22 protein-coding genes are annotated in these 23,529 nt (G+C 71.5%); 14 read left to right on the top strand and 8 right to left on the bottom strand.

All coding sequences use genetic code 11. The features are described from left to right. Positions 1-174: 174 nt before the first annotated feature. The gene (locus Bra3105_RS11425; protein ID WP_228356812.1) at positions 175-1,107 is read left to right on the top strand and encodes an aldo/keto reductase; all 933 of its coding nucleotides are present in this window, start codon (positions 175-177) and stop codon (positions 1,105-1,107) included. Further along, positions 1,104-2,153: an HAD hydrolase family protein gene (locus Bra3105_RS11420; RefSeq protein WP_228356811.1), complete on the top strand. Its 1,050-nt coding sequence runs from the start codon at positions 1,104-1,106 to the stop codon at positions 2,151-2,153. Before Bra3105_RS11425 ends, Bra3105_RS11420 begins: the two co-directional genes overlap by 4 nt. A 24-nt stretch (positions 2,154-2,177) precedes the next feature. On the opposite strand, the gene Bra3105_RS11415 is transcribed toward Bra3105_RS11420, so the two are convergent. The 3 genes from Bra3105_RS11415 to Bra3105_RS11405 all read right to left on the bottom strand — a co-directional run bounded on the left by Bra3105_RS11415 (position 2,178) and on the right by Bra3105_RS11405 (position 4,812). Next, entirely contained in the window at positions 2,178-2,978 is an 801-nt protein-coding gene (locus Bra3105_RS11415) for an ABC transporter ATP-binding protein (RefSeq protein ID WP_228356810.1), read from the bottom strand. Between the two features lie 255 nt (positions 2,979-3,233). Continuing rightward, positions 3,234-3,656 carry a hypothetical protein gene (locus Bra3105_RS11410; RefSeq protein WP_228356809.1) on the bottom strand — a complete coding sequence of 141 codons (423 nt, stop codon included), beginning with the start codon at positions 3,654-3,656 and terminating at the stop codon, positions 3,234-3,236. Between the two features lie 55 nt (positions 3,657-3,711). After that, positions 3,712-4,812 carry a LacI family DNA-binding transcriptional regulator gene (locus Bra3105_RS11405; protein ID WP_228356808.1) on the bottom strand — a complete coding sequence of 367 codons (1,101 nt, stop codon included), beginning with the start codon at positions 4,810-4,812 and terminating at the stop codon, positions 3,712-3,714. Positions 4,813-5,289: 477 nt separating this feature from the next. Between Bra3105_RS11405 and Bra3105_RS11400 the strand changes: the two genes are divergently transcribed. The 5 genes from Bra3105_RS11400 to Bra3105_RS11380 all read left to right on the top strand — a co-directional run bounded on the left by Bra3105_RS11400 (position 5,290) and on the right by Bra3105_RS11380 (position 10,361). Then, positions 5,290-6,330 carry a carbohydrate ABC transporter permease gene (locus Bra3105_RS11400; protein ID WP_228356807.1) on the top strand — a complete coding sequence of 347 codons (1,041 nt, stop codon included), beginning with the start codon at positions 5,290-5,292 and terminating at the stop codon, positions 6,328-6,330. Further along, positions 6,327-7,235 carry a carbohydrate ABC transporter permease gene (locus Bra3105_RS11395; RefSeq protein WP_228356806.1) on the top strand — a complete coding sequence of 303 codons (909 nt, stop codon included), beginning with the start codon at positions 6,327-6,329 and terminating at the stop codon, positions 7,233-7,235. The genes Bra3105_RS11400 and Bra3105_RS11395 overlap by 4 nt, the downstream gene beginning before the upstream one ends. A gap of 64 nt (positions 7,236-7,299) precedes the next feature. Further along, positions 7,300-8,694: an ABC transporter substrate-binding protein gene (locus tag Bra3105_RS11390; protein ID WP_228356805.1), complete on the top strand. Its 1,395-nt coding sequence runs from the start codon at positions 7,300-7,302 to the stop codon at positions 8,692-8,694. Continuing rightward, positions 8,694-9,683 carry a glycerophosphodiester phosphodiesterase gene (locus tag Bra3105_RS11385; protein WP_228356804.1) on the top strand — a complete coding sequence of 330 codons (990 nt, stop codon included), beginning with the start codon at positions 8,694-8,696 and terminating at the stop codon, positions 9,681-9,683. Before Bra3105_RS11390 ends, Bra3105_RS11385 begins: the two co-directional genes overlap by 1 nt. A gap of 228 nt (positions 9,684-9,911) precedes the next feature. Further along, positions 9,912-10,361, top strand: coding sequence for a VOC family protein (locus Bra3105_RS11380; protein ID WP_228356803.1), 450 nt, complete (start codon positions 9,912-9,914; stop codon positions 10,359-10,361). Between the two features lie 33 nt (positions 10,362-10,394). Here the strand turns inward: Bra3105_RS11380 and Bra3105_RS11375 are convergent, their stop codons facing one another. After that, a complete protein-coding gene (locus Bra3105_RS11375) occupies positions 10,395-11,585 on the bottom strand; it encodes an AI-2E family transporter (protein WP_228356802.1) in 1,191 nt (396 codons plus the stop codon). A 152-nt stretch (positions 11,586-11,737) separates the two neighbouring features. On the opposite strand from Bra3105_RS11375, the gene Bra3105_RS11370 reads away from it, so the two are divergent. Further along, entirely contained in the window at positions 11,738-13,333 is a 1,596-nt protein-coding gene (locus tag Bra3105_RS11370; protein WP_228356801.1) for a M81 family metallopeptidase, read from the top strand. A 44-nt stretch (positions 13,334-13,377) separates the two neighbouring features. Here Bra3105_RS11370 and Bra3105_RS11365 read toward each other — a convergent pair whose 3' ends face one another. Together Bra3105_RS11365 and Bra3105_RS11360 are read right to left on the bottom strand one after the other, a co-directional pair. Further along, complete coding sequence (locus tag Bra3105_RS11365; protein ID WP_228356800.1) at positions 13,378-13,989, bottom strand: DinB family protein; 612 nt, start codon at positions 13,987-13,989, stop codon at positions 13,378-13,380. A 16-nt stretch (positions 13,990-14,005) separates the two neighbouring features. Continuing rightward, positions 14,006-14,581 (bottom strand): mycothiol transferase, encoded by a 576-nt coding sequence (locus Bra3105_RS11360; RefSeq protein WP_228356799.1) that lies wholly within the window; start codon positions 14,579-14,581, stop codon positions 14,006-14,008. Between the two features lie 157 nt (positions 14,582-14,738). On the opposite strand from Bra3105_RS11360, the gene Bra3105_RS11355 reads away from it, so the two are divergent. Beyond that, positions 14,739-15,695 (top strand): helix-turn-helix transcriptional regulator, encoded by a 957-nt coding sequence (locus Bra3105_RS11355; RefSeq protein ID WP_228356798.1) that lies wholly within the window; start codon positions 14,739-14,741, stop codon positions 15,693-15,695. A gap of 18 nt (positions 15,696-15,713) precedes the next feature. On the opposite strand, the gene Bra3105_RS11350 is transcribed toward Bra3105_RS11355, so the two are convergent. Continuing rightward, positions 15,714-16,268: a CGNR zinc finger domain-containing protein gene (locus tag Bra3105_RS11350; RefSeq protein ID WP_228356797.1), complete on the bottom strand. Its 555-nt coding sequence runs from the start codon at positions 16,266-16,268 to the stop codon at positions 15,714-15,716. 154 nt (positions 16,269-16,422) lie between these two features. Between Bra3105_RS11350 and Bra3105_RS11345 the strand changes: the two genes are divergently transcribed. Together Bra3105_RS11345 and Bra3105_RS11340 are read left to right on the top strand one after the other, a co-directional pair. Next, entirely contained in the window at positions 16,423-17,586 is a 1,164-nt protein-coding gene (locus tag Bra3105_RS11345; RefSeq protein WP_228356796.1) for an epoxide hydrolase family protein, read from the top strand. A 50-nt stretch (positions 17,587-17,636) separates the two neighbouring features. Further along, positions 17,637-18,410, top strand: coding sequence for a 3-keto-5-aminohexanoate cleavage protein (locus tag Bra3105_RS11340; protein WP_228356795.1), 774 nt, complete (start codon positions 17,637-17,639; stop codon positions 18,408-18,410). A 16-nt stretch (positions 18,411-18,426) separates the two neighbouring features. On the opposite strand, the gene Bra3105_RS11335 is transcribed toward Bra3105_RS11340, so the two are convergent. Next, the gene (locus tag Bra3105_RS11335) at positions 18,427-19,383 is read right to left on the bottom strand and encodes a sugar-binding transcriptional regulator (protein WP_228356794.1); all 957 of its coding nucleotides are present in this window, start codon (positions 19,381-19,383) and stop codon (positions 18,427-18,429) included. Positions 19,384-19,605: 222 nt separating this feature from the next. Between Bra3105_RS11335 and Bra3105_RS11330 the strand changes: the two genes are divergently transcribed. The 3 genes from Bra3105_RS11330 to pdxA are packed head-to-tail and all read left to right on the top strand — an operon-like array spanning position 19,606 to position 23,458. Further along, positions 19,606-20,997: an MFS transporter gene (locus tag Bra3105_RS11330; RefSeq protein ID WP_228356793.1), complete on the top strand. Its 1,392-nt coding sequence runs from the start codon at positions 19,606-19,608 to the stop codon at positions 20,995-20,997. Then, positions 20,994-22,370 carry a four-carbon acid sugar kinase family protein gene (locus Bra3105_RS11325; protein ID WP_228356792.1) on the top strand — a complete coding sequence of 459 codons (1,377 nt, stop codon included), beginning with the start codon at positions 20,994-20,996 and terminating at the stop codon, positions 22,368-22,370. The genes Bra3105_RS11330 and Bra3105_RS11325 overlap by 4 nt, the downstream gene beginning before the upstream one ends. Then, the gene (gene pdxA / locus Bra3105_RS11320; RefSeq protein ID WP_228356791.1) at positions 22,367-23,458 is read left to right on the top strand and encodes a 4-hydroxythreonine-4-phosphate dehydrogenase PdxA; all 1,092 of its coding nucleotides are present in this window, start codon (positions 22,367-22,369) and stop codon (positions 23,456-23,458) included. The genes Bra3105_RS11325 and pdxA overlap by 4 nt, the downstream gene beginning before the upstream one ends. The last annotated feature ends 71 nt before the right edge of the window (positions 23,459-23,529 follow it).

Raw genomic sequence — 23,529 nt, 5'->3', positions numbered from 1 at the left:
CCGTCGGACGGGGGACCGCCTGAGCTCCTCGCCCGTCGGACCGGGGCTCGCCCGGCCCCACCAACCGGCGACCCCGTCGGCCCTCCAGTCCCGCCCCTTCTGCCCCCGGCGAGCGCCGCTCACCGGCCCGACCGCGTCCGCGGCCGATCTCATGACGACACAGGAGTCTCTGCGATGAAGCATTTCCCCCTTCCCGGCACCGAGATCACGGCACCGAACGTGGTGCTGGGCCTCATGCGGATCAACGACAAGTCCGACGAGGAGATCCGCACCCTCGTGAACACGGCCCGCGACGCGGGCATCGACTTCTTCGACCACGCCGACATCTACGGCGGCGACCACCTGTGCGAGCGGCGCTTCGCCGAGGCGATGCACCTGAACGCGAACGAGCGCTCCGAGATCACGATTCAGACGAAGGCCGGGATCGTCACCGACGGCCCCTACTTCGACTACTCCTACGAGCACCTGATCGAGTCCGTCGAGGGCTCCCTGAAGGCGCTGCGCACCGACTACATCGACATCCTGCTGCTGCACCGCCCCGACGCGCTCGTGGAGCCCGACGAGGTGGCCCGCGCCTTCGACGACCTGCACGCCTCCGGCAAGGTGCGCGCCTTCGGCGTCTCGAACCACACGCCCCGCCAGATCGACCTGCTCAAGCGCTCGGTGACCCGCCCGCTCGTGGCCAACCAGCTGCAGCTGTCGATCACGCACTCGCCGATCATCGCTCAGGGCATCGCCGCGAACATGAGCGGCGAGGAGCAGTCCAACGTCCTGGACGGCGGCGGCATCCTCGACTACTGCCGCCTGAACGACATCACGGTGCAGGCCTGGTCGCCCTTCCAGGGCGGCTTCTTCGACGGCGTCTTCCTGGGCAGCGACAAGTACCCGGAGCTCAACGCCGTGGTGGATCGACTCGCCGCGAAGTACGACGTCGCCCCGGAGGCGATCGCGACCGGCTGGATCACCCGGCACCCGGCGAACATGCAGGTCGTGCTCGGCACCACCACGCCGCAGCGCGTCACCGACTCCGCCGACGGCTCGGAGCTGCCGCTCACCCGCGCCGAGTGGTACGAGCTGTTCCGCGCGGCGGGCCACCGGGTGCCGTGATCCCTGAAGGCGGCGATCCTGGCGGGGCCGGTGGGGACGGCGATCCTGGCGGGGCCGGCGCGGCCGGTAGGGCCCACGGGGCCGACGCGCACCGGGCGCGCCGGGAGCACGTCGCCGAGCGGCATCAACTGCGCCGGGCGGGGGCGGTCGCCGAGCGGCAAATACGGGACATCTCTGCCATATCTGGCAGAGATGTCCCGTATACGCCGGTCCATGACATCGCCGACGGGAGCGGCGCTGCCGACGGGAGCGGCGCTGCCGACGGGGACGGTGACGCCGACGGGAGCAGCGTCGCCGAAGGGGACGGCGCCGCCGGCGAGCCCGTAGTGCTCGACGTCGACGGCACCCTCTGCTTCGACGGCCGCACCCTCGCGGCCGACATCGTTGAGGCCCTGCTCCACGTCCGCGCGCGGCACCCTCTGGTCTTCGCCTCCGCGCGCCCGGTGCGCGACCTGCTGCCCGTGCTTCCGGAGGACCTCGCCGGCAGCGCCCTGATCGGCGGGAACGGCGCCTTCGTGCGGCGTGCACCGCACGCGGACGTCGAGGTGGCCGGCTTCCCCGCCCCCGCCAGGGCCCTGCTCGACGGGATCATCGAATCGCGGTCCCTGCCCGCGCTCGTCGACGGGCCCTGGGACTTCGCGTTCACGGGCGATGAGGAGCACCGCATCTTCCGCCAGCTCGACGCCGGAGGCCTCGCCCGCAACCTGCCGCGCAGCGCGCTCCCCGACTACGCGAAGGCGGTGCTGTTCACCGAGGACCCCCGGGTCATCGAGCAGCTGAGAGGCGCCGGTCTGACCGTGTCCGTCCATCCCGACGAGCACCTGATCGACGTGGCGCCGAGCGGCGTCACCAAGCACTCCGCCCTGCGCCGCCTCGGCATCCTCGACGGCTCGTACACCGCCGTCGGCAACGACGTGAACGACGTCGAGCTGCTGCGGCACGCGCGCCGCGGCATCCGGGTCGGAGGGCACCCCGCGCTCGACTTCGCCCATCGCAGCATCGATCGTGGGAGCGTCGCCGAGGCCCTCACCTCACTGGTCGCATGAGACGAAGGACCACCGCCGGTTCCCTCACCGCCGGATCGAGCGTGCGCTCCAGCGGCCGTCCTCGTGGCGCACCGCGATCGGATGGTCGAAGGCCGCGGAGACCGCCTCGGTGGTGAGCACCTCCCCGATCCGGCCATGCGCGCTGGGGACGCCGTCCCGCAGCAGCAGCGCGTGGGTGACGGTCGTCGGGATCTCCTCGAGATGATGTGTGACCAGCAGTGATGTGAGTCCGGGGTGGGTGCCGGGGAGCACCTCGAGGGTCTCCATGAGCTGTTCGCGGGCGGCGACGTCCAGGCCCGTCGTCGGCTCGTCCAGGAGCAGCAGCTCGGGATCGGTGACGAGGGCCCTGGCGATGAGGGCGCGGCCGCGCTCGCCCTGGGAGAGCGTGGGCCAGGTCGACTCGCGCTTGGCGCCCAGACCCAGCATGTCCATGAGCTCGCGGGCCCGATCGACCTGCGACGGCTCCGGGACCCAGCGCATCATCTTCTCGGCGGTGCCGGTGAAGCCCGTGAGCACGACCTCCTCGATGGTGAGCGGCGAGCGCACCAGGTGTCGCGGGTCGACGTGCCCGATGCGCTCGCGCAGCGCCCGCAGCTCGACGCGGCCCACCTGGTCCCCGAGGATGCCGACGGTGCCGCTCGTGGGGTGCGCGTTCCCACCGGCGAGACCGAGGATCGTGCTCTTGCCGGCGCCGTTCGCGCCCAGCATCACCCAGTGCTCGCCCCGACCGATCGCGAAGGTCACGCCCGGCAGGATGAGCTTCCCGGAACGCTGGAAGGTGACGTCCTCGAAGGAGAGGACGGGGGCATCGGGTGCGGGGGTCATGGTCCTCCTCGGGGACGTGGTCGCTCGGCAGGTGGGCCGACGGACGGACGCGGTCGACGAGCCGACGGGCAGATAGTCCACGCCGACACGCAGAGAGGCCGGCGCCCGGATCCGGCCTGCCGACACACGGCAACGAAGACCGCGGCACCGCCCGGACTGCAGGACAGCACCGTCCGATCCTGCCAGGCAATGCTCCCCGAGCACGAAAGTCGTCAGATCATGGGCACCCGAATGACCGCTCGCCCCGCGCGACGCTCAGCCGACGGCGCGGGCACCGTCCTCAGTCGTGCACGTGACCGCGCCCCGCGCGGTCATCCCCAGCTGGTCCTTCACGGTGCGGTCCCACCAGGAGGCATCGAAGGTGCACGTCGCGGCGTCGTCGACCCGGGTCGACACGAGCGCCATGTTCTCCCGCGTGACACCATCCCGGATCCTGACGGCACCGCACTCCACCGTCGTCACATAGACGCTGGCGCCAGGAGCGGAGTGCCTTCCGTCGCCCGAGGCCTGCGGCTTCGCGGAGACGACAGTGCAGGTCACGGGCTGCACGCCGACGCTCCGCCCCACCACGACCACTCCCCCTGCGAGAGCCAGCACCGCGAGCAGGACGACCGCGATCGGCCAGTGCCTCGGACGCGATGCGCCACGGCCGCGCCCCTGCCCCGTCCGTGCGGTCATGCGACGCATCGTCCCATGACACCCACAGCCGAGACCGCCTTCCCGCGACCGAGCGTCACCCCACGGGCCCCAGCGAGCTCCCCTCCATGAGCCGCCCGACGCGCAGCACGTGCCGCGCCGCCCCTCCGGCCCCGTCGACCCCGTCCTGGGCGCCCCGCTCGCTCGCGTCCGTGAGCTCGACCATCCGCTCCACGGCCTCGTGCGCCACGGCTTCGATCGGCAGGCGGATGGTCGTGAGGCCCAGCAGGTCGAGCCCGTCGCTGATGCCGTCGAAGCCGACCAGGTGGACGTCCTCCCCGATCCGCACGCCGCGCGTGCGGGCCGCGCGCCAGAGCTCGAGGGCCGCGTAGTCGACGGGAGCGACGATGCAGGTCAGGTCCTCGCTCGCCGCCGCATCGAGGGCGGCGGCGACTCCGGTCCGCACGGGCAGCAGGTCGATCTCGCGCACCACCGCCCCGCGCTCGTGCAGCCGCTGCCTCACGCTGCGCATGCGCAGCTCGAACACGCGGGAGTAGAGCACGGGCGCGACGAGAAGTCCCACCCGGCGGTGGCCGAGGGCGAGGATCCGGTCGGCCATCATCCGGCCGTGGGCGGCCTCGTCGTAGCTGATGGACTCCAGGCGCGGATCATCGTTGGGACGTCCCACGACCAGCACCGGGACCGAGGCGTTCGCGGCGACGATGTCCTCGGGCGGGGTGACGCCGGTGGCGACGAACGCCCCGGCGACGCGCATGCCCACGAGCCGCCGCAGACCCACGACCTCTTCAGGGCCGTACTCGTGGGGGAAGGCGGAGACGCTGATGAGGTGGCGCCCGAGCTCCTGCGCGGCGGCCTGCAGGGAGCCGATGAGCAGCCCGTAGGCGGGGTTCGTGGCGTCGCGGACGACGAGACCCAGCACGGTGCGCTGGGTGAGTCCGCCGGCGAGCCCGCCCGCGACGAGGTTCGGCACGTAGCCGAGCTCCCGCGCGGCCTCGTGCACGCGGATCTTCGCGTCGTCGGAGACGCTCGATCCGGGCTGGAAGACCCGCGAGACCGTGGAGCGCGAGACGCCGGCGCGCCGGGCCACGTCGTCCATGGTCGAGGTGGGGCGCGCAGGTGCGGACGCGGGGCGCGGGGACGGTCCGGGATCCTGCGACTGGTACGGCGAGGGCTGCATCTTCTGTCCTCCGGTGGAGAGGGGTCGACGGCACTCTGCACGGCCCCCATCACAGCTCCGCGACGAGCACATGGCGCCCGGGTGACACCACGGAACCGGTCCGAGGAGCGCCCGCGACGGGCGCGGGGCGTTCGCCTCAACGTCTCCGGAACTCTGCGTGAACCCCGGGGGACGTCGGCCCCCGAACCGGGCGCCCGCGGGGCCCGCGCGCCCCTCACCTCGCCTTTGGGAGCGCTCTCACCTGGCGTTCCATGTCCAGGCCACCGCCGCGTCACGCCTCGTTCGCGAACATTGCCCGACCTCCCGGCCCTTCTTACGGTGAGATCGCCTCGCCCCGGAGCCCGCCTCCGGAAGCCACCTGGAGCAGGTCTCCGGACCGGCCCGCCGACGCTCGGCGGCACCGTCCAGGGCATCTCCGCAGCGATCCGCGAGGCGCGTCGAGACCCCTCTTCGTCCCCTGATCCCGAGGAGCCCCGCATGTCCTCCTCCGCCGCTGTCCCCGCCACGACGGCCGGTCGGTCCGCCGTCCTCTCCCCGCCCGCTGCCACGACCCCGGATGCCGGGGAGACGGGGGCCGACGCCGGCCGGGCCGCCTCCCGGCCGCCGCTGCGCCGTCGGCCGATGAGCCCCGTGCGCCGCCGCCGCCTGATCCGCGAGAGCCTGCTGTTCTGCCTGCTGATCCTGCCGAACCTCGCGGCGATCCTCGTCTTCTCCTACTGGCCCGCGATCTACAACATCGTGCTGAGCTTCATGGACTGGGACTTGGTCGCGCCCATGCCCGAATGGGTGGGGCTCGAGAACTACATCGACCTGTTCACCGACCCGGAGTTCTGGTCGGTCATGCTGAACACGCTCGTGTTCACCACGGTCACCGTGGTCGGATCGCTCGTGGGAGGCGTGCTGCTGGGCACGCTGCTGGCGACGAAGGTGCCGTTCACCGGGATGGTGCGCACCTTCGCCTTCGCTCCGCACATGCTCCCGGGCGCCGCCGTGGGCATGCTCTGGCTGTTCATGTTCGACCCGAGCTTCGGCCTCTCCCGCTTCCTGTTCAACCTGGTCGGGATGGACTCCCCGCAGTGGACGACCACCTCGGACTGGTCGCTGGCCGCGGTCACCGTCGCCTACCTCTGGCAGCGCCTCGGCTTCGTCACCGTCATCTACTACACGGCGATCCTCGACCTCCCCAAGGACATCCTCGAGGCGGCCTCGCTGGACGGCGCCCACGGCGTGAAGATGCTGCGCCACATGGTGCTGCCGCTGCTCAGCCCCATCACGTTCTTCCTGTCGGTGACCGGGGTGATCGCGGCGGCGCAGGCCTTCGACCTGATCTCGATCCTCACGGGCGGCGGGCCCGGGATCTCCTCCTCCACCCTCAGCTGGATGATCTACGAGGAGGCTTTCCAGAAGTTCGACATCGGCAAGGCCTCCTCCGCCGCGACGGTGCTGCTGGTCCTGCTGCTGGTGCTCACGTTCATGCAGGTCCGCTTCGGCGAGAAGAAGGTGAACTACGCGTCATGACCACCACCGCGCGCACTCCCGGCCCGCTCTCCCGCCTGCTCCCGGGCCGCAGCCGACCGCAGGACAGCACCGCCGGCGCCGTCCGTCGGCCGCTCTGGCAGACGATCCTGCTGACGATCCTCGTCGTCGCCTCGCTGCTGGTGTTCTTGGTCCCGATCTACTGGCTGTTCAGCGGGGCCGTGAAGTCGAACTCCGACATCTACTCCTGGCCGCTGAAGTGGTTCCCCACCTCGCTGCACCTGGACAACTTCTCCTCCGCCTGGAACGCCGCGCCCTTCGACCGGTTCCTCGTGAACTCGGTGATCACGACGTCCGTGGGCACGGCGCTGGAGATGTTCAACGCGATCCTGTGCGCCTACGCCTTCGCGTTCGTGCACTTCCGGATCAAGCGCTTCCTGTTCCTGTTCCTCATCGGCTCGATGATGCTGCCCGGCCACGTCACCCTGATCGTCAACTACATCACCGTGGGGAACCTGGGATGGCTGAACACCTATCAGGGCCTGATCCTGCCGGGCATCGGCTCGGCGTTCGCGATGTTCCTGCTCTACCAGCAGATGCGCACGATCGACCCCGAGATCCTGCAGGCCGCCGAGGTCGACGGCGCCGGCCATCTGCGCCGCATGGTGCTCATCGTCGTCCCCATGAGCTGGCCGATGATCCTCACCACGACGCTGATCGTGCTGGTCGGGAAGTGGAACGAGTACGTGTGGCCGCTGATCGTCACCTCGACCGCGTCGATGCGCACCCTGCCCATCGGCCTGCTCTTCCTGCGCAGCCAGGAGGGCTACACGAACTGGGGCGCGCTGCTCGCGGGCACCGTCATCGCGGCCGCCCCGATGCTGCTCCTGTTCTTCCTGGCCCAGCGCCGCATCATCGGCGGCATGGCCGCCGGCGCGCTCAAGTGACCCGTCCGTCCCCGATCGCACCCATCCGTACATGACCCACCCCCGCACTCCTGGAGGCTCTGCCATGTCCCGTTCGCTCCTCACTCCGTCCCGCCGCCTGGCGACTCCCAGCCGGCGCTCCCTGCTGGCGGGCCTCGGCCTGGGGGCCGTGGGCCTCGGCGCCGCTGCCTGCGGCGCCCCCGGCGGCTCCGACGACGCCTCGGATCCCGTGCGCGACGGCTTCTCGCAGGCCGACATGGAGGTCCCCGCGAAGTACAAGGGCCGCACCGCGATCCTGTTCTGGGCGCCCTTCACCGGGAACCTCTACGCCGAGGTCCAGAAGCTGTTCACGAAGTTCAACGAGTCGCAGGACGACATCGTCGCGATCAGCGAGTCCCAGGGCTCCTACGCGGACCTGAACCAGAAGTTCACGGCGTCCCTGCAGGCCAAGGCCGTGCCGGACATCGTCTGCTTCCCCGAGATGCAGTGGCTGCAGTTCTACTTCTCGAGCGCCCTCGCGCCGCTCGACGACTACTTCGACGACGACTGGAACCTCGACGTCTACCTGCCCAACTACATCAATGAGGGCAAGGCCGCCGGCAGCACCTACGTGGTGCCCTTCGCCCGCTCGAACCCGCTCTACTACTACAACAAGACGCTCTACAAGAAGCTCGGACTGCCCGAGGAGGGCCCGAAGACCTGGGACGAGCTCGCCGAGTTCGCCCCCGAGATCACGAAGGTCCAGGTCGACGGCAAGCCGATGTCCGCGATGGCGTTCAGCTCGGCCGACGAGTGGTTCGGCCAGGCCGACATCTGGGCCTTCGGCGGCCAGAACTCCAAGGACTTCGACGTCACGATCAATCAGGATCCGGGCATCGAGTGGCTCGAGTGGCAGCGCAAGTTCATCCACGAGGACAAGTTCGCGTACATGGCGAAGTCCTCCGGCACGGACTTCACGACCGGGATCTCCGCCGGCACCCGCGGCTCGACGGCCTCCCTGCGCGGCTTCACCGACGAGGCGGACTTCGAGGTGGGCGCCGCGTTCATGCTGGGCCAGGTCAACGCCCCCACGAAGGTGCCCACCGGCGGCAGCGGCCTCTCGATCGTGCGCTCGGACTCCAAGGACCGCCAGGACGCCTGCGCGGAGCTGTTCCGCTTCCTCGCCGAGCCGGAGAACTCCGCGCAGTGGCACAAGGGCAGCGGCTACGTGCCGATCGTGAAGGCCGCCCAGGACACGAAGATCGTCAAGGACCTCGTCAAGGAGGACCCGAACTTCAAGGTCGCCCTCGACCAGCTGGAGAACGCCCACACCGCCGACCGCACGAACTGGTTCCAGGGCGCGGTCACCGAGATCGCCGCCGCGATGGCCCAGGTGTACGGCGACAACAAGGAGGCGAAGCCGGTGCTGGACGCCCTCGCACCGAAGCTCCAGGAGGTCCTGGACGACAATCGCGAGGACATCGAGAAGGTGCTCGGCTGATGCCGCCGCTGATCGTCGGGCACCGCGGCGCGAAGGACGTCCTGCCCGAGAACACCCTGATCTCCTTCCGCCGTGCGATCGCCGACGGCGCCGACGTGCTCGAGTGCGACGTGCACCTGAGCGCCGACGGTCGCCTCGTGGTCATGCACGACGCCCGCATCGACCGCACCGTCTCGGAGGACTCGCCGCGCCGCTCGGGCGCGATCGCCGAGCTCACCGCCGCGGACCTGGCCGACGTGCGCGTGGGCGGCGGCCGCGAGGGGATCGGGCACGAGGCGCCGGCCGTCGGGCTCGCCGGGGTCACCGGGGTCCATGGGGCCTCCGGGACCCACCGGTCCGACGGGACCGCCGGGCCCGCCGACACGGCCGGCGACTCGGTCGTCGAGGGGCAGAGGGTGCCGTATCTCGAGGAGGTGCTCGACCTCGCGGCCGACGCGCAGGTCCCGCTCTTGCTCGAGGTGAAGGCCCCCGCTGCGGCCGAACCCGTCGCGCGCCTGCTGCTCGCCCGGGCCGCCGTCGGCGCCGGAGGCGGGGCGGGCGCAGCGGTCCCGTCGTCGGCCGCGGACGCAGCCCCGTCGGCCGACGAGGACCCCGGCCGCGTTCCCGCGGCGCACGCGCTGGTCGAGCCGTCGGGCAGGGACCGGGTCGTGGTGATCTCGTTCCTGCGCGAGGTGCTCGAGACCCTGCGCGAGGTCGCTCCGCGTCAGGCGATCGGCCTGATCACGAAGACGCCCACGGAGGACGACTGGCAGTACGCGACCGGGATCGGCGCGCGCACCTTCGGCCTCACGCTCACCAACCTGCGCGAGCACGACGTGATCCGCGCGCAGGAGGCGGGCATGGCGCTGAACGCGTGGACGCTCAACGACCCGGACGCGGTCGTCTTCGCGGCCGAGATCGGCGTCGACACCCTCACCACGGACGACCCCGCCTGGGCACGCGCCGTCCTGGACGCGACCGCCCTCGAGCAGTCGGCGCTCGCCCGCTGACGCCGGGCCGCCCGGGCCCCGGCCCGAGCGGACGATGAGCGCCACGATGCCCAGGATCTCTGACAGGAACCGCCCGTTCCTGCCAGAGATCCTGGGCATCGTGCCCTCTCGCGGGCGGACCCGTGGACGCCGGGGAACGACGAGGGCAATCCGGGGGAACCGGGGTGCCGAGCGCCCATACTGGAGGTCTCATCCGCCTGGAATCGCATCCCACCACCGGAGGCCCCGATGCGCCGCATGCTCCCGTTCCTCACGCTCCAGCCCGCGCGCGGCCAGCACGCCGCCGAAGCGATCGCCCTGTACACGAGCCTGTTCGACGAGGGCCGCGTGGTCAGCCGCCAGGCGTGGCCGGAGGGTGCGCCCGGCCTCGAGACCCTGGACGATCCGGCGGAGGCCGTCCAGCTCGCCGAGATCGAGATCGTCGCAGGTCAGCGCCTGCGCCTGAGCGACACCCTCATCAGGCACGACTGGGACATGACCCCGGGCATCTCGCTGTGGATCGACTGCGCCGACGCCGCCGAGCAGGAGCGCGTGTTCGGCGCGCTCGTCGAGGGCGGCATGGCCCTGATGCCGCTGGACGACTACGGCTTCGGCCCCTTCGGCTGGGTCCAGGACCGCTTCGGCGTCACCTGGCAGCTCGGGGTGGCGGCCGACGACCCGCAGGACCCCGCGCTCTGACGCCGCCCCGGAGCGAGATGCGGGGCCGACGGATCAGTCCGCGTCGGTCCTCTCGTCATGTCCGGCAACGCCCGGCTCCGCCCCGTCGGCCGTCTCCTCCGGCTCCGCCCCGCCGGTCGTCCCACCGTGCTCCGCCCCGTCGGCCCCGCTCGCCGCGATCCGATCCGCCGGGGACTCCTCCGCCGCCCGCGGCGAGTCGGCGAGGAATGCGTTCAGCCACCGCGCCTGCGGGTCGGAGTCGACGAACAGCTCCTTGACCAGCAGCGTCATCGGCACCGACAGCAGCGCTCCGGCGGCGCCGAGCACCCAGGACCAGAACAGCACCGACAGGAACGAGACGCTCGCGGAGAGTCCCACGGCGTGCCCGGTGACCCGCGGCTGCACGAGTCCCTGGAGGATCATGGCGACCGCGACGCAGAGCGCGACCACCGCGACCGCGGTCCAGGGGCCCTGGGCGAGCAGGGCCATGAGCGTCGGCGGGATCATCGCGAAGATGAAGCCGATGTTCGGGATGTAGTTGCACAGGAACAGCAGCACGGCCCAGACCCCGGGCAGCGGCACGCCGAGCGCCCACAGGGCGAGACCGTCGATCACCGCGACGACGGCGCCGAAAGCGGTGGTGACCAGCCAGTAGGTCCGCACCGAGTGCGCGAAGTCCAGCAGCGCGTGGTGGGCGCGGGGGTGGGTCCGGCGCACCACGTCGAGGCGCTCGGGCAGGCCCGCCGCGTCCAGGCCGAAGAAGACGATGGTCGCGACCGCCGCGGCGAGCAGTCCGCCGAGCGCGCCCAGCGAGCTGAGCGCCTGGTTCAGCAGTCCGAAGAGGCTCGAGAAGTTGAAGTCGGAGAGCCACTGGTCGATCTGGTCCTGGCCGACTCCCCAGCCGGCGAGGCGGTCCAGGCTGCTCTGCAGCAGCGCGTTGAACTCCGTGCCGTACCGGGGCAGCTGCCCTACCAGCTGGGAGATCGACCAACCGATCGCGAGGAAGAAGACGGCGAGCGCGAGGAGCACGGTGAGCATCGCGGCGACCGAGCCCAGGATCCGGGGCGCGCCCAGGCGCTCGATCCCGCGGGCGAGGGGCTGGACCGCGATCAGCAGGTTCAGGGCGAGGAACACGGGCACGACCAGGCCCGCGACCTCCTGCATTCCCTCGAGCACGAGCCAGATCGCCGCGAGGCCGACGAGGATCATCAGACCCCGGGGCAGGAGGGCGAGGCGCTCGTTCATGGAAGGATCGTAGGACGCCGGCGTGCGCGGGGTCACCGCCGTCCCGCGGCCCGCCGGACGGGTCGATCCGTCCCGCACCTCTCGACGCCTCGCCCCGCAGTCCACGCCTCCCCGCCATCCGCGCCACTTCGCACGACGATCACGGAGCACCGATGCCCCACGAACCCTCCAGCACGCGTCCGCACGCCGCGGCGGGTACTGCCCTCCCGCGGATCGCGGTCTGCGGGATCCACATCGAGTCCTCGACCTTCACGCCGTACGTGTCGACCGCCGTCGACTTCGACGTGCGCCGGGGCGACGCCGTGCTCGAGCGCCACCCGTTCCTCGCCGCGGGATCGCCGCTGCGGGAGGCGGCCGCGTGGCACGGCGTGCTGCACGCAGGCGCCCTTCCCGGCGGGCCGCTGGACCGGGCGGACTTCGAGGCCTGGTGCGCGGAGATCCTCGAGGGCCTCGCCGCGCTCGTCGCCGGATCCGACGGTGTCCCGCTCGACGCCCTCTGGTTCGACATCCACGGCGCCATGAGCGTGCGCGGCATGGACGACGCCGAGGGCGCGCTGATCACCGCGATCCGCGAGGTGATCGGCGAGGACGTGCTCGTGGGCACCTCGATGGACCTGCACGGGAACGTCTCGCCGGCGCTCTTCGCTGGCTGCGACCAGCTGACCTGCTACCGCACGGCTCCGCACGTCGACGTCGCCGAGACCCGCGAGCGCGCCGTGCGCAGCCTCCTGGACGCCCTCGCAGCAGCGCCCGTCGACCTCCCGGCCCCGAAGCCCCATCGGGCGCTCGTGCACGTGCCGATCCTGCTGCCCGGCGAGATGACCTCGACCCGCGTCGAGCCCGCGGCCTCGCTGTATGCGCGGATCCCGGAGCTCGCCGCCCGCGAGGGCGTCACGGACGTCTCATACTGGATCGGCTTCGCCTGGGCCGACGAGCCTCGCTGCCAGGCGGCGGTCGTCGCCTTCGGGGCCGACGGCGAGGCGGTCGACGCCGCCGCCCTCGAGCTCGCGACCGCGATCTGGGAGGCCCGGCACGACTTCGTGTTCGTCGCTCCCACCGGCACGCTCGAGGAGTGCCTGGATACGGCGGTCGCCTCCCCTGCACGGCCGTTCTGGATCTCGGACTCCGGGGACAACCCCGGCGCGGGCGGGGCCGACGACACGACCGGCTGCCTCGCCGCTCTCGCCGCACGGCCCGAGATCCGTGCGGGCGAGGTCACCGCGCTGCTGGTCTCGATCGTCGATCCCGAGACGGCGGGGCGCGCGGCCGAGCTGGGCGTCGGCCGGCGCGGGGACGTCGTCGTCGGCGGACGCATCGATGCCCGCGACCCCGGTCCCGTGCCGCTGCACATCGAGGTCGAGGCGCTCGACCACTCCCCCGCGACCGGCGTCGCGGCGGTGCTGCGGGTGCTCGCGCCGGCGGGAGGCGAGTCGCCGTTGGAGCCGCAGCCCACGGGCAAGCGGCCGACGGGGCTGCGGCTCGTCGTCACCTCGCGCCGTGCGCAGTTCTCGACCGGGGCGATGTTCGCGCGCCTGGGCCTGACGATGACCGGGGCCGACGTGGTGGTCGTGAAGATGGGGTACCTCGAGCCCGACCAGCACGCCGCGGCGGCCGACTGGATGATGGCGCTGACCCCGGGCGGGGTCGACCAGGACCTCGTGCGGCTGGGCCACCGCCGGATCACCCGGCCGATGCTCCCCTTCGACGCCGAGATCCCTGCGCCGTCGGCCGCGGACGTGCTGCGCTGATCCGAGGCCGCACCCGGACCCGAGCCCGAGCCCGAGACCTTCGCTCAGCCCCGGTGCGCGTGCAGGTCGCGCAGCAGCGCGATCTCGGCGAGGTGGTGGATGAGCTCCCGGTTGATGTGCGCGACGATCGCGGCCCGCGGGTACTCGGCGTACGGGCCCTCGGCGGGACCGCAGGGCAGGGAGAAGTCCTCCTCGCTCCAGGAGCGCAGCCCGGTGATCCAGCGCGCGTACTCGGCATCGAGCTGGGCCAGGGCGTCCTGCGCGCCGCCCGCGTAGTCCCAGCTGAAGTAGTCGACCTCGGGCCCGTCGAAGTGGCCGTGGCTGCGCATGGCGAGCACGCCCACGATCACGTGCCCGAGCCGCCAGGCGATCGTCGTGAAGGGAGGCGGGGTGGGCTCGGGGAACTCGAAGTCGATCACCATCTCGCCGCTGCCGCCCTGCGTGCCCGAGCGGACCTCGCTGCGCGAGTGCACGCTCCAGGCCGGACCGGCGGTCTCGGGCGTCGGATCGTAGAAGTACTCCTCGTCGGCGAGGCCCTCCAGGCGGGGCCGGGCGATGTCCTCCCAGTGCCCTTCGATCTGCGCGAGGAGGGCGCCGCGGGTGGTGATCTGGTCGTAGTTCCCGTGCTCGGACAAGGTCACGTGCTGGCCGTTCATCGTGCTCTCCTTCTGCTCACCAGCCGGCGGGCGGCCAGGTGCCGCCCTCGGCGAGGGCGTTGAGTTCGTAGGTGCCCTTGCCGTCGATGCTCTCTCGGATGATGTCCGCGTGCCCGGTGTGCCGGGCGAGCTCCTCGATGAGATGCAGGGCGCTCCAACGGTTGTTCCAGCGCTCGGCGCCGGTGAACCACGGGGCGTCGGGGATCGGGACGTCGGTGTCGAGGTCGACCTTCCGCAGCAGGGAGTCGGCGGAGCGGGCCTGCTCCTCGAGGGCGTCGATGAGCCCCTGCGCCGTGTCGTCCGCCCGGATCGCCGCGGCGTCGATCGTGCCCTCGGCCTGCGCCTGCTCGGGGGTGCGCTCGGCGCCGGCGCTGGGCTGCGGCGCCTCGATGATGCCGGCGAGGATGTTCTCGGTGACGAAGAGGGCATGCCTGGCCAGGGCGCCGAGGCTCATGGCCGAGGCGCTCGGGGTCGCGGCGAGCTGCTCGGGCGTCAGGCCGTGCAGGGTCGTCCCGAGCTGGCGGATCTGCTGGGAGGCGAAGGTCGCGAGGGCATCGCGCTCGTCGGTCACGTCTGCGGTCAGGAAGGACATCTCGATCTCCTCGGGTCGTGCGGCGCGCCGTGGCGCCGACGGGACGTCCGCCGGACGGCGGAGCGATCGGCCGACGGCGGTTCCCGTCGACCGGCAGAACCGATACTCCTCGCCCATGCGGACAGTTCCTGTCCGCGATCTCGTGCAGACTCTTCCCATGAGCGACGTGACCCGCAGGACCCTGCGCCTGCTGAATCTGCTGCAGTCGCGGACCGTGTGGACCGGTCCCGAGCTCGCCGACGAGCTGGGCGTGACCACCCGGTCGGTGCGGCGCGACGTGGACCGCCTGCGCGACATGGGATACCCGGTGCTGGCCTCGAACGGGCACGGCGGCGGCTACCAGCTGGGCGCCGGGCGCGCCCTGCCTCCCCTGCTGCTCGAGGGCGACGAGGCGACCGCGATCGCCGTCGCCCTGCGGCTCGCGGCCGGATCGGGGATCGACGGTCTCGGCGAGCAGGCCGTGCGCGCGCTCGCGAAGCTCGACGGGATCCTCCCTCCCAGCGTGCGCGCCGAGGTCTCGGCGATCACCGACGCCCTGCACGTCGTGGAGCCGCACGCGGGCACCGGCGGCATCCTCTCCTCGACCCTGGTCACGCTCACGCGGGCCGTGCGGGACAGGGTGCAGGTGCGGGTCGACTACGAGCGGGCCGACGGTCACCGCGCGACGAGGCGCCTCGAGCCCTACCGCGTGCTCTCGATCCAGGGCCGCTGGTACCTGTTCGCCTGGGACCTCGACCGCGAGGACTGGCGCACCTTCCGCCTGGACCGCATGCACGAAGTGCGCGCGAGCACCTTCCGCTTCACAGCCCGCACCACCCCCGACATCGAGTCCTACGTGCGCGAGTCGATCAGCGTGGGCGCGTACCCGATCGGCGCCCGGGTGCGGATCCTGCGCCCTGCGAGCGAGGTCGCGCCGCGCATCCCCGCCTTCGCCGGCACGATCACGGCCGACGGAGAGGACGCGTGCATCCTGCGCTCGGGCGCCCGCGACCTCACCTGGATCGCGATGCAGCTCGCATGGCTGGGCCTGCCGATCGAGGTGATCGAGCCCCCGGAGCTCGCCGCGGAGATCGCGCGGATCGGGACGTGGGCGAGTGGGGTGTGCCAGGGATGAGCGGGCGTCGTGCGCCGCTCACGGATGACGCGCGCTGAAGCGCGCCTTCTTCTCCCTGTTCCCGCAGGTGTTCATGTCGCACCAGCGCCGGGTGCGGCTGCGGCTGGTGTCGAAGAACGCGGCACGGCATGTCGGTGAGGCGCACAGCGCGAGGCGGCCGTCGCGCGCGCCGGAGATGATGTCGATCGCGTCGGCGGCGATGACGCCGAGCGCATCCTCGAAGGCCCGCGTCGAACGCAGCTCCCACACCCGTTCCCCCGTCGGCGAGAGTCGCGTCGACGCATGACCGCCGGCGCTGCGCGCATTGATGACCTCCGCGGCCGATGAGGGCAGGTCCCGGCCACCCGCGGACGTCGTAGCCGCGGCGTGGATCGCCTCTCTGAGCTCCCGCGCGCGCTCGAGCTGCACCGCGCTGCAGGAGGGGACGTCGAGCCCGAAGATCGCCAGCCACTCCTTGAGCCGGTCGGGGGTCGGGATGCGCTCCACGGGCGCTCCGCACCGCTCGGTGAGCGTGGCGGTGAAGCTCGTCGAGAGCACGCTGCCCAGTCGGAATTCCGGAGGTTCTGCAGGCATGGAACCACCGTAGCCCGTTCTCGAGCCTCCCGACTCGGCCGCCCTGCCGACCGTTCGACACTTGCCGCGAACCGTCTACGCTGGTTCCGAACTCCCTTAGCCGGTTCCCTCGATCGCTCAAGCCCCACGCACCCCTCCCTGGATAGGAGACGTCATGACCGACACCACCCGAGACATCCGAGAGCTCCGCGTCGAGACCCCCGAGAGCGATCTCGAGGACCTCCGTGCTCGACTCGCATCGACACGGCTTCCCGAGCCGGAGACCGTTCGCCCTTCCGGCCCGGGCCCGCAGCGCTGGGCCCAGGGCGTCCCGCTCGCCGACCTCACCGAGCTCATCGCGCACTGGCGCACGGACTACGAGTGGAGAGCTTTCGAGGCACGCCTCCACGAGATCGGACAGCAGGTCACACGGATCGACGGACTGGACATCGCGTTCCTGCATCGACGCTCCTCCCGCCCGGACGCGACACCAGTGGTCATGACGCACGGCTGGCCAGGGAGCATCGCGGAGTTCGTCGACGTCGTCGACGCCCTCGCCGAGCCGTCCGACCCGAACGCCCCCGCCTTCCACGTGGTCGCTCCGTCCCTGCCGGGCTTCGGCTTCAGCGGGAAGCCGGACAGCACCGGCTGGGGCATCGAGAAGATCGCCGCCGCCTGGGTCGAGCTCATGGAGCGCCTGGGATATCCGCGCTTCCTCGCGCACGGCGGCGACTGGGGCGGCGTCATCACCACCGTCCTCGGCGGGCGGTTCCCGCAGCAGGTCATCGGGATCCACACGCTCGTCGCGCAGCCCCCTCCCGGACTGAGCACGGCGGCCCTGGCCCCCGACGAGCGCGCGATGGTCGAGCGCTCGCAGACGTTCTGGGCACGACGCGCCGCCTACGCGAAGGTGCAGGCGAGCAGCCCCCAGACCATCGGCTACTCCCTGGTCGACTCCCCTGTTGGCCTCCTCGCCTGGATCCTGGAGAAGTTCGCCGAGTGGACCGACACCTGGGACACCCCGTTCGAGACGATCTCCCGGGATCGGATCCTCGACAACGTGACGCTGTACTGGCTCACCCGCACGGGCGCCTCGGCCGCTCGAATCTACGCGGAGAGCCACGATTCGCTCGACCCGGCACTGCGCGTCGGCGTCCCGACGGCTGTCACCGTCCACCCGCACGACATCGAGACCTGGCCACGGGTCTGGGCGCGGGAGCGCTTCCGGGACATCGTGCGATGGCACGAGCCGGAATCGGGCGGGCACTTCCCGTCGCTCGAGATGCCGGAAGCATTCCTCGAGGACGTGAGGGCGGGGCTCGCGGCCGTGAGCCGCTGAGCACCCTGTGCAGGGCCTCGCCCGTCACCCCCTCCGACTAGCGTGTGCGCATGCTTCTGCAGGTCTGCCCGAACGGCGCCCGCACTCCTGACGAACACCCGGCCCTGTCCGCCGATCCGTCGGCGGTCGCGGCCGACGTCGCCGCGTCCGTGCAGGTCAATAAGGCGACGACACACGTGGGCGTCGGATCCGTCCACGTCCACCCCAAGGACCCGGACGGTTGTGATTCGCTCGCGTCCGAGCACGTCGATCGATGGATCCGGGCCTTCCGCGGCGCGTGCCCGCGCGTCGAGCTCGGAGTGACGACGGGTGCGTGGAGCGCCTCTGCCCCTGCGGAGCGCTGCGCACTCATCGGCGAGTGGCAGGAGCTGCCCGACGTCGCCTCGGTGAACTGGCACGAGGACGGGGCCGAGGGCGTCGCCGACCTGCTGCTCTCACGCGGCATCGGCGTGGAGGCCGGGATCTGGACCCGGGAGGCGGCCGAGCAGTGGGCGGTCTCACCGCTCGCGGGCCGCTGCACGCGCGTGCTCGTCGAGATCCAGGACATCCCCGGCGACCAGGTGCCCGCAGAGGCCCGGACGATCCTCGGCATCATCCGCGCGGCCCGCCCCGCCTCGCGCATCCTCCTGCACGGCGAGGAGCGCTCCGCGTGGCCCGCGTTCGAGATCGCGCGTGGACTGCGCCTGGACACCCGCATCGGCCTCGAGGACGCCCTGGTGCTCCCCGACGGCGCGGTTGCCGCCTCGAACGCACAGCTCGTGGACCTGTGCGGGCGACGCTTGGCGGACTGCCGGCGAGAACCGGGCGCGACACCGCCGACATGAGGGCTCGGCCCTTGCCCTACTCCCCCGCCACCAGCTCTCGCGCGGTCGTCGAGTCCACGACCAGGTGCGTGACGAGCCCGGCCGTCAGGGCCGCGCGCAGGGCCTCGGTCTTGCCTGCCTCGGCGGCGACGAAGAGGCGCACCGGGATGCGGCGCACCTCGTCGAAGGGCATGCCGGTGGAACGGTCGTTGACGGCGATGCCGTCGGTCGAGCCGTCGGCCCGGAAGAAGATCGAGGCGAGGTTCCCGACGGTCCTCTCGCGCGCGAGCTCCTCGACGTCCCCCGCGGTGAGGAAGCCGGACTCGTAGAGCCGGCTGGGATGGTCGGTGTCGGGGACGCCCACGGAGGTCAGCAGGATCTGCGCGCCCGCGCGCATGGCCAGGGTGCGGCGGATGCTGCCCTCCTGCCACATCAGGCGGCGGGTCTGGGCGGAGTCGAAGATCGCGGGCACGGGGAACAGATGCACGTCGGCCCCGAAGGCGCCGCCGAAGCGGTCCAGGATCACCGTGCCGTAATTCTTGCCGAGGCTCGCGACGTTGCCCGAGCCGTGCATCTGGACCACGTGCAGCCCGCGCACGCGGCGGTGGGTGAGCTGCGAGGAGACGGCCTCGATGGTGGAACCCCAGGTCACGGCCAGGGTCGAGTCGGGCAGGACGAGGCCCAGCAGCAGCCCGGCGGCCTCCCGCCCCACCGCGAGGCGGCGGGCGGCGTCGCTCGCGTCGGCCGGGACGTCGGCGATGACGGCCTGGATGCCGAAGCGGTCCTCGAGCTCCTGGCGGCGGATCGCGGGAGAATCGGGATCGCGGTGGATGAGGAACTCGACGACGCCCTCGGCGCGGGCCTGCGCGAGCATCCTCGAGACCGTCGAGCGGGAGACGCCGAGCTCCCGGCCCACGGCCTCGACCTTCAGATCGCGGCCCCAGTAGAGCTCCGCGGCGTCGGCCAGGCGATCGCGCTGGGACGGACTGAGCATGGTCGGCTCCTTCGGATCGCTGCGGGCGGCCCCGGGGCGAGCCGTCCTCACCGGGCACCCCGCCCGGCCCATGACGTGGGCGCTGGGAAAAGTCCCGCGCCTCGCGCCACCAACCCCAGAGTGACACATTTTCCCGATTCAGGCCCCCTCATTGCCTTCATCCACCCTCTCGATGCGACGATTGCTCACGCTTCACCTGCCCGGACCACGAAGGAGTGAGCGATGTCCGCACCGCGCAGCCGCCTCGGCAAACCCACCCAGTACCGCTGGCTCGTCCTCGGCGCGATCTTCCTGACCTACGTGGTCGCGATGGCGGACCGCTCGAACGTCGGCACCGTGCTGCCGTACATGCAGCAGGAGTTCCACGTCTCGAACACCGCGCTGGGCGCGATCTCGAGCTTCTTCTTCCTGGGCTACGCGATCTCCCAGATCCCCGCCGGCATCCTCATCGGCCGCATGGGCACCCGCACGATCGTCTCGATCGCGGTGCTGCTGTTCTCGGTGATCACCTTCCTCATGGGCTTCACGACCACCGCGGTCATGCTCATCGTGCTGCGCCTGCTGCTGGGCGTGCTCGAGGGGCCGACGCCCGTCGGCATGACCTCCACGATCAACCGCTGGTTCCCGACCAAGGAGAAGGGCCTGGCGACCGGCGTCTACATCGCCTCCACCCAGGTCGCGCCGCTGGTGGTGCCCGTCATCGCGGTGTTCATCGCGGAGGCCGCCGGCTGGCGGGCCGTCTTCCACTGGTTCGCGATCCCCGGCGCGATCATGGCGATCGTCTTCTTCCTCGTGGTCCGCTCCCGCCCGAGCGACGCGAAGCTCGTGAACCAGGCCGAGGCCGACTACATCAGCGACGTCGCCGGCGCCGTCCCGGTCGTCGCCCGCGAGTTCGGCGACATGGGGGTCATCGACCGCATCATCCGCCTCAAGGACTCCGCTCCCCTGGGCGACGCCCGCTCCGTGCTGAAGTCCTGGAACGTCTGGGGCATCACGCTCGCCTACTTCTTCATGAACAACGTCCTCTACGGCATGATCACGTGGGTGCCCACCTACCTGCGCGATGCGCGCGGCTTCGACGCCGTGGGCATGGGCTTCGTCGCCTCGACCCCGTTCATCGGCGGCATCATCGGCGCGATCGCGGGCGGCGCCGTCTCCGACCGCCTGTTCCGCGGCCGCCGCAAGCCCACCGCCCTGATCACGGCGCTGATGACCGCGATCATGATGGCGCTCGTCATCGTCATCCCGCAGAACACGCCGCTGCTGGTCACGGCCCTGATCCTCACCGGGTTCTTCCTCAACATCGGCTGGTCCTCGTTCACCTCGTACGCGATGAACCTGACCACCGGGCGCACCTACCCGTTCACGATCGCCGTCATCAACTCGGGCGGGAACCTGGGCGGCTTCTTCGCCCCGATCATCGTGGGCGCGCTGCTCGACGCGACCGGCAGCTACTCGATCGCCTTCAGCTACTTCGTGGGCGTGCTCGTGGTCGGCTTCGTGCTGCTGCTGAGCATCACCGAGATCCGCCCGCGCAAGGAGCAGGGCGCGATCACCGCCGCCGGCGGCCCCTCGTCCCTCGCCTCCGACGACCCCCATGAGGTGATCGCGTGAGCCGTCTCGGGATCGTCGCCGACGACCTCACGGGCGGGACCACCGTGGGCGCGCTGATCGCCCGCGAGGGGTCCCGCCCCACGGTGCTGTTCCGCCACCACGGGATCGCCGAGGCCGTGACCGGCGACGAGGACGCGATCATCGTCTCCACGGACTCCCGCGCGATGGAGCCCGAGGTCGCCTTCGGCCGGGTCCGCCACGCGGCGGAGCAGCTGCTCGCCCTCGGCGCCGAGCAGCTGTCCAAGCGCATCGACACGACCCTGCGCGTCGGCGTCGGCCCCGAGGTCGAAGGCATGATGTCGGCCCTCGAGGAGGCCGGCGAGGACCCGACCGCGATCATCGTCCCGGCGATGCCGCAGTCCCGCCGGATCGTCGTCGGCGGCTACTCGCTCATCGACTCCGTGCCGCTCGCCGAGACCGACGTCGCGCGCGACGTCCGCACGCCCGTCACCGAGTCCCACCTGCCCACGCTGCTGTCCCGCCAGTTCTCCCGCGAGGTCGCGCACGTGGGCCTCGCCGACGTCCTCGCCGGTCAGGCCGCCCTGCGGGCGCGGTTCGCGCGCCTGCACGAGAGCGGCGTGCGCGCGATCGTGCTGGATGCGGCCACGATCGAGCACGTCGACGAGATCGCCCGCGCAGTGGTCGCCGTCGGCGGCTGTGTGGTGGCCGTCGACCCCGGTCCCTTCAGCGTGCGCCTGGCCGCGCACCGGGGCCTGCTCGCCGGCGCCGAGAGCATCGAGCGGCCGCTGCGCACCACCCCGTCGGCCGAGCCGGAGCACGGCACCATCGCCGTGGTCGCCGGCAGCGCATCGGCCCGCACGCACGAGCAGATGGCCCGGCTCGCGGCCGAGCCCGGCACGCAGGTGCTCACGGCCGACGTGCTGCGCCTGATCGGCGACGAGACCTCCTTCGAGGTCGAGGCGGCGCGCGTGCGCGGGAAGCTGCGCGGCCTGCTGGAGGGGCCCGAGCCGGTGCGCGTGGCCCTGCTGGCCCTGGACACCGTGATCAGCGGCGGCCGCACCGCGAAGGCCGATCTCGAGGCGGCCAGCGGGCTCACCGGCCATCGCATCTCCACACTGCTCACGCACCGTTTCGGGCGGCTGGCCCGCCTGGTGCTCGACGAGATCGGTCGCGAGCGCCTCGCCGGCGCCTATCTCACGGGCGGCGACGTCATGGTCGCCACCTGCCAGGCCCTCGAGGCCGACGGCCTCGCCATGGTCGACTACGTGATCCCTCAGGTCGATCAGGCCGGGATCGTAGGCGGCCCGTACGCACATCTTCCGGTGGTCTGCAAGGGCGGACTCACCGGCACCGAGGTCACCGCCCTCCAGTCGGTGAACCGCCTGTTCGACGAAAGGACCCTCTCCTCATGACTGCCCCTGACACCACTTCGACCGCCACGGCGCAGCCCGCGGACGCGTCCGCCGCCTCCGCGCCCCGCAAGCCCACCATGGCGATCACGCTCGGCGACCCCGCCGGCATCGGCCCCGAGATCGTCCTGAAGACCATGCAGTCCCCCGAGATCTACGAGATCTGCGACCCGTTCGTCATCGGCCACCGCGACAGCCTCGAGCTGGCCGCGAAGATCCAGGGCGTCGACGCGCAGTTCCACATGATCTCCGACCCCTCGGAGGCCCGCTTCGAGCTGGGCACGATCGACCTGCTGCAGACCGACGTCGAGAACGACGCCGAGATCGAGTTCGGGAAAGTCCAGAAGGCAGCCGCTCTGCGCGCCTACTCCTACCTCGAGAAGTCCATCGAGCTGGGCCTGGCCGGGAGGATCGACGCGGTCTCCACCGCCCCGATCAACAAGGCCGCCCTGCAGGAGGCCGAGGTCCCGCACATCGGCCACACCGAGATCTACCAGGCGCTCACGGACTCGAAGTACGCGCTGACCATGTTCAACTGCCACAAGCTGCGCGTGTTCTTCCTGACCCGCCACGTCTCCCTGCGCCAGGCCTGCGACCAGATCACGCGCGAGCGCGTGCTGCAGTACCTCCAGGACATCGACGGCGAGCTGCGCGCCCTGGGCATGGAGAATCCCTCCATCGGCGTGGCCGCGCTGAACCCGCACGTGGGCGAGGGCGGCATGTTCGGCACCGAGGAGATCGAGCACATCGGCCCCGGCGTCGAGGACGCGAAGGCCCAGGGCATCAACGCGGTGGGTCCGCAGTCGGCCGACGCGATCTTCGCCTTCAACCTCGACGGCCACCACGACGCGATCCTCTCGATGTACCACGACCAGGGCCACATCGCCTGCAAGACCTACGACTTCCAGAACGCCGTGACCATCACCCTGGGCCTGCCCTTCATGCGCAGCTCCGTGGACCACGGCACCGCCTTCGACATCGCCGGCAAGGGCATCGCCCAGGGCGAGTCGATGATCGAGGCCACCCGTGTCGCCGCCGTCTACGCCCAGATGCAGCTCGACCACCGCCAGAAGCAGGGCGCCGCGGCCTGAGTCCGGCCGGAGGGCCCGACCACCCCGCGCCACCAGTACGCACCACCTGCGCACATCACTCACCGCACACC

The sequence above is a fragment of the Brachybacterium halotolerans subsp. kimchii genome (assembly GCF_020792675.1).
In the GTDB taxonomy this organism is placed as follows: domain Bacteria; phylum Actinomycetota; class Actinomycetes; order Actinomycetales; family Dermabacteraceae; genus Brachybacterium; species Brachybacterium halotolerans.
The sequence above is the reverse complement of the archived record's forward strand: the minus strand, read 5'-3'. Positions and strand labels throughout refer to the sequence as shown.